The following is a 4,487-nucleotide window of genomic DNA, read 5'->3' as shown; positions in this document are numbered from 1 at the left end:
CGGCTGCTGGAAGCGATGGGCGGTGAAGTCAACATCTTCGATCCGCGCGGCTTGCCATTGCCGGATGGAGAGCCCGACAGTCATCCTAAAGTCCAGGAACTGAGGGAGTTGGCGCAATGGGCCGAAGGCATGGTCTGGACCTCGCCCGAACGCCATGGCGCCATGGCTGGCATCATGAAAGCGCAAATCGACTGGATTCCTTTATCTATCGGTGCGGTGCGGCCGACCCAGGGTAAAACGCTGGCAGTGATGGAAGTATCCGGTGGCTCGCAATCGTTCAACGCAGTCAACCAGATGCGGATACTGGGCCGCTGGATGCGGATGATTACCATCCCTAACCAGTCATCGGTTGCCAAGGCTTTCCTGGAATTTGACGATGAAGGCCGCATGAAACCATCGTCTTATTATGAGCGTGTGGTCGACGTAATGGAGGAGCTGTTCAAATTCACGTTACTTACCCGCGATGTCTCTTCATTCCTGGTCGATCGCTACAGCGAACGCAGGGAAAGCGCCGAAGAACTCAGCAAGCGCATGAACCAAAAGAAAATTTGAAGAGTGCTTGAATTGGCCCGCGACGCGTTCTGAATCGTTCCTATCTTTGCAAATCTGGTTGTGGCAAACCGTTGAAACGGCGCAGGAATGCCGCAAACTGCTCCAGGTCGGCATCGCTCCAGTTGTCGATTTTCTGGCGGAAGATATCGCCTTTGAGGCCAATCGCCCGTTCAATGCTCTTGCGTCCCGAACTTGTCAGGTCCAGCACGACACCACGCCCGTCCGCAGGATCCGGCCGCGATTCCATCAATCCGAGATCGATAAGGCGAGCTGTCAACCGGCTTGTTGCGCTTCGGTCCATGGCGACAGCCTCAGCCACCCGGCTGGCTTTTGCCGCACCGAACGAATGAAGCCAGTGGGCGATGTGAAAAGCCGCCGGCGGCAGGTCTGGATGAAAAGTGGCCGCGGTATCCGTCATCAAGGCGCGCGAGGCGCTCATGAGCGTGTTGAGCTGTTCGCCCAGCGCACGCACCAGAACCTCCTGCGCGGTGTGCGGCCCGTCTGTTTTTTTCTTGTCTGACATCTTTGTTTTCGCCTGTCCTGGCATCTTTTTCTCCACCGGCATTTGCTCGTCAAGAATATAGTGGACTAAAATCCATTAAATGGATATAGTGGATATTAGTCCATTATAGTCGCAATCGCGATTCCATTGCCATGATCACCAATCCTACCGTCGTCGTCACCGGCGCCACCAGCGGCATCGGTCAGCTCGCAGCCATCGCGCTGGCGCGTCAAGGCGCGCACATCGTTTTCACTGCGCGCAATGAAGCAAAGGCAGCCGCAACATGCGCCGCCATCAAGGCAGCGGCGCCGGATGCGCGGGTCGATGTCCACTACGCGGATTTCACCAGTCTCGACGCTGTCGCCAGGGTGGCGCATGAAATCGCCGCCCGCTACGAGCGCATCGACGTGCTGGTCAACAACGCCGGCCTGCATGCTTTCGAGCAGCGTATTACTGCTGATGGTTTTTCGGAGATGGTTGGCGTCAACTACCTTGCGCCCTGGCTGCTGACGAATATCCTGCGGGAAAAGCTGGCCAGCTCGGCTCCATCGCGGATCGTTACCGTGGCCTCGGAAGCATCGCGCCGCAGCGGCGACCTGGATCCGCTGCGCGACATTTGCAATACCGCGGCGTTTACGCGCCTTGGCTCGTCAAGGATATACGGGCAGACCAAGCTGATGAACATCATGTTTTCCATGGAACTGGCGCGCCAGCTTGAAGGCAGCGGCGTCACAGCCAACTGCCTGTGCCCCGGCTTCAACGTCACCGGCCTTGGCCGTGAACTGGGTTTCGCCGCGGTCCTCCAAGGAATTCTCAAGGCATTGAACATCGGCAATCCGCAGCATGGCGCCGGCATCATTGTGCGGCTTGCCAGCGACCCGGCTTTCGACCGCATATCGGGCGGCTACTTTTCGGTCAAGGATGCGAAGCCGCTGGTGCCGGCGGGTGCGGGGAACGATGTTGCGGCCCGGCAGGCGCTTTGGTCTGTCACGTCGGAACTCCTCGCCGAGCGCTTGGCGATTGCCGTTCCGGGCATGGCAACAGGTGCAGGAAATGTAAGCGTTACTTGAAGACGGGGCGGAAGAAGCTGCGTTCGTAGCTGACGATGCAGCGGGTTTCCTCGGCATACTTGAATGCGGCCTGGCACTCCGGGTCCTGAAGCGACTTCGTTCTGTATTCTTCATACAGCGCGAGCGAAGGAAACGTGAACATCGCCAGCGCCACGTTGCTGATTCCCTCCGAGGGAAGGAAGTATCCATGGTGTATCCCGCCGAATTTCTCCACCAGCGGAATCCAGATTTTGCCGTAGTGCTCGAATTCCTTGAGTTTGTATGGATCGATGATGTAACGCAGGTAGCAGGTGACCATGGCAATCCTTGTCGGCAGATTTCAGCTATAACAATGGAGAAAAACAATCGCCACATGATGCCATACAAGAAGATATTTTATTTTCCGAGTTAGCGGCGGTCTGGTAGTGGCTGATGGCCGATAATGAGTGAATGGCAGCCATCGACCATTTCCAACGTTCGCGAACGGCAGCGCAAAGACGCTGCCGGCGCTCAGCCTGTTCAGTTTTCGAAGTATTTCATCTGTTCGAGATCTGCGATCAGTCCCGGTCCGGTCGGGCGCCATGCAAGCCTCTCCTGCGTTTTTCCGCTTGAGGCCAGAAGGTCGAGGCCAACAAAGTCGCCAAGCCATCCGAAATGCGCCCGCGCTTCCTCCTGAGAGAGACTGACCACCGGTACCTTCAATCCTCGGCCAATGACTTCAGCGATGTTACGAAGCGGTATCCCTTCTTCAGCGACAGCGTGGTACCTGCTGCCTGCTTCCTGTTTTTCCAGCGCCAGCCTGTAGAGCCGGGCAGCATCGCTGACATGCACCGCCGGCCAGCGGTTAAGTCCGTCACCTACAAACGCCGAGACTTTCTTCTCGCGGGCGAACTGGATCAGTGGGCTGATCAGGCCTTGCTTGACGGTATCGTGGACCTGGGGAAGGCGCACCACCGACACGTTTACGCCGCGCTTGGCCACTGTAACACCGGCCAGTTCCGAAGCCTTGCGGGGATTGGGGTGGTCAGGGTTGAAAGTTTCTTCCGTTGCGGCTTGTCCTGGTGCAGCAGTTCCCATGCCGGTACCGGAGGTGATGATGAGGGGCCGGTCAGAGCCGGCAAGCACGGAACCAATCGCCTCGATGACTTGCCGGTCCGCTTCGCAATTCGCGACGAATTTCGAGAAGTCATGGTTAAAGGCTGTGTGGATTACGCCGTCCGACATCGCCGCTCCGCGACGCAGGCTTTCCAGGTCTTCAAGATTGCCTCGAAATACTTCGGCCCCGGCCGCGATCAGCGACTGGGCGCCTGCTTCCGACCGCGTCAGACCAAGCACCTGATGGCCCGCGTTGATGAGTTCTGCAACAATGGTGGAGCCGATGAAGCCGGTAGCGCCGGTAATGAAAATACGCATGATGATGTCGCCTTTGCTTTAGTCGAGGACTGCGATCGCAGTCCGGTGAAACTGAATATAGGCGCTTGTATCGATACCATCAATGCTATAAAGTCCGTATTATTGGCTCATTCGTCCGGAGTTATGGATCCGCTATCAGATGTACTGTCGCTGCTTAAACCACGGAGTTATGCCTCGGGCGGTTTCGAGGTAACCGGCGACACGGCTATCCAATGGCCACAACATGAAGGCATCAAGTGCTATGCCGTGGTTTCCGGCCAATGCTGGTTATCCGTGGAAGGCATTCCCGACGCTGTATTGCTCACGGCCGGGGATTGCTACCTCTTGCCGCCCGGGCCATCTTTCCGTCTCGCCACCGATCTGTCAGCGACGCCTGTCGACTTCAACATAGTCCGCTCAAAATCGAGATCGGATCGCGAAGTCTCCGGCAAGGAGGAGGGGAGCTGCTATCTGGTCGGCGGCCACTTTGTTCTTACGGGCAGTCACGCCGATTTCTTGCTGAGTTCCCTGGCGCCCATAGTGCACATCCGGAAAGAGTCGGATAAGGCGGCGATGCGCTGGTCGCTGCAACGCATGAAGGAAGAAGTGCGCGACCCGCAGCCGGGCGGCTCCTTGATTGCACAGCAGCTCGCCTACATGATGCTGGTCCAAGCCCTGCGGCTGCACCTGGCGGATGGGGCGAAAGAAGGCGTCGGCTGGCTCTTCGCACTGGCGGATAAACAGATGGGGGCTGCAATCAGATGCATGCACGACGATCCAGGATATAGGTGGACATTGCAGAAACTCGCGGAGCGCGTGGGCATGTCGAGATCCATCTTTGCCTTGCGGTTCAAAGAGACGGTCGGGGCGACTCCGATGGAGTACCTGACACGCTGGCGCATGCTGCTCGCCGGCGACCGGTTAAAGAATTCGCGCGAATCGACTTCCGCAATCGCCTTATCGCTCGGCTACGAATCCGAAAGCGCGTTCGG

Annotated in this window: 6 protein-coding genes; 3 read left to right on the top strand and 3 right to left on the bottom strand. The window is 57.7% G+C overall.

Going from position 1 to position 4,487, the window contains the following annotated elements; genetic code table 11:
- Positions 1-552 (top strand): arsenical resistance protein ArsH (gene arsH / locus JWQ61_RS14605; RefSeq protein ID WP_304361167.1); only part of this gene is annotated, 552 nt, incomplete at its 5' end.
- A gap of 40 nt (positions 553-592) precedes the next feature.
- Here arsH and JWQ61_RS14600 read toward each other — a convergent pair.
- On the bottom strand, positions 593-1,075 hold the full coding sequence (locus JWQ61_RS14600) for a MarR family winged helix-turn-helix transcriptional regulator (RefSeq protein WP_304361166.1): 483 nt from the start codon (positions 1,073-1,075) through the stop codon (positions 593-595).
- Between the two features lie 131 nt (positions 1,076-1,206).
- On the opposite strand from JWQ61_RS14600, the gene JWQ61_RS14595 reads away from it, so the two are divergent.
- Positions 1,207-2,124 carry an SDR family NAD(P)-dependent oxidoreductase gene (locus JWQ61_RS14595; RefSeq protein WP_304361165.1) on the top strand — a complete coding sequence of 306 codons (918 nt, stop codon included), beginning with the start codon at positions 1,207-1,209 and terminating at the stop codon, positions 2,122-2,124.
- Here the strand turns inward: JWQ61_RS14595 and JWQ61_RS14590 are convergent.
- Together JWQ61_RS14590 and JWQ61_RS14585 are read right to left on the bottom strand one after the other, a co-directional pair.
- Entirely contained in the window at positions 2,117-2,422 is a 306-nt protein-coding gene (locus JWQ61_RS14590) for an NIPSNAP family protein (protein WP_304361164.1), read from the bottom strand. The genes JWQ61_RS14595 and JWQ61_RS14590 overlap by 8 nt on opposite strands.
- 200 nt (positions 2,423-2,622) lie before the next feature.
- Positions 2,623-3,516, bottom strand: a complete 894-nt coding sequence (locus JWQ61_RS14585; protein WP_304361163.1) for an SDR family oxidoreductase — start codon at positions 3,514-3,516, stop codon at positions 2,623-2,625.
- A 45-nt stretch (positions 3,517-3,561) separates the two neighbouring features.
- Here JWQ61_RS14585 and JWQ61_RS14580 point away from each other — a divergent pair.
- Positions 3,562-4,487, top strand: a 926-nt coding sequence (locus JWQ61_RS14580; protein WP_304361162.1) for an AraC family transcriptional regulator, incomplete at its 3' end; no start/stop codon positions are given.

The sequence above is a fragment of the Collimonas fungivorans genome (genome assembly GCF_028292705.1).
Taxonomy (GTDB): domain Bacteria; phylum Pseudomonadota; class Gammaproteobacteria; order Burkholderiales; family Burkholderiaceae_D; genus Collimonas; species Collimonas fungivorans_B.
The sequence above is the reverse complement of the archived record's forward strand: the minus strand, read 5'-3'. Positions and strand labels throughout refer to the sequence as shown.

Bases quoted from the DNA above. Each gene is read 5' to 3' on its own strand.
- JWQ61_RS14590 (WP_304361164.1), bottom strand. From the start codon at position 2,422: ATGGTCACCTGCTACCTGCGTTACATCATCGATCCATACAAACTCAAG.
- JWQ61_RS14595 (WP_304361165.1), top strand. From the start codon at position 1,207: ATGATCACCAATCCTACCGTCGTCGTCACCGGCGCCACCAGCGGCATC.
- JWQ61_RS14585 (WP_304361163.1), bottom strand. From the start codon at position 3,516: ATGCGTATTTTCATTACCGGCGCTACCGGCTTCATCGGCTCCACCATT.
- JWQ61_RS14600 (WP_304361166.1), bottom strand. From the start codon at position 1,075: ATGTCAGACAAGAAAAAAACAGACGGGCCGCACACCGCGCAGGAGGTT.